General features: G+C 48.7%; 1 protein-coding gene. It reads right to left on the bottom strand.

Going from position 1 to position 409, the window contains the following annotated elements; genetic code table 11:
* Positions 1-37: 37 nt before the first annotated feature.
* A partial coding sequence (locus AM629_RS21570; RefSeq protein WP_054481804.1) for a Tli1a family immunity protein occupies positions 38-409 on the bottom strand: 372 nt, incomplete at its 5' end.

Below are 409 nucleotides of genomic sequence, written 5' to 3'. Positions count from 1 at the left end.
AATAAGGCATAATCTGGCTTTGAGATGCCTGTCGGCATTATTTCGGACATACTGTCGGCTCCTTCATTTCTAACGGTTCTTTAATCGGATAATTGGGACTATTGTAGGTAGCACAGGACGTCGTCACCTTCACCTGATCACAGGGTAAGAAATGCACCGTAATCCCACAGGTGCGCTGACCGGTATAATCGGGTACTGGTACTACCTGGCTATGCTGGCGTTTCTGAGAATCGATTTTTTCCCTCCATGCCAAATATTTTTCCCTATTCGCATATCCGGGAAAATCATAGGAGTAAGCGACACCAGTTTCCCAATCCACCTTAACCGTCATCCCCGGTTTCCATTTCTCCGGAGCCCGATAGCAGCAACCACCGCCACCACCCTGATACGGCCCGATACTATCGATACC

This window comes from Photorhabdus heterorhabditis (assembly GCF_001280945.1).
GTDB lineage: Bacteria > Pseudomonadota > Gammaproteobacteria > Enterobacterales > Enterobacteriaceae > Photorhabdus > Photorhabdus heterorhabditis.
The sequence above is the reverse complement of the archived record's forward strand: the minus strand, read 5'-3'. Positions and strand labels throughout refer to the sequence as shown.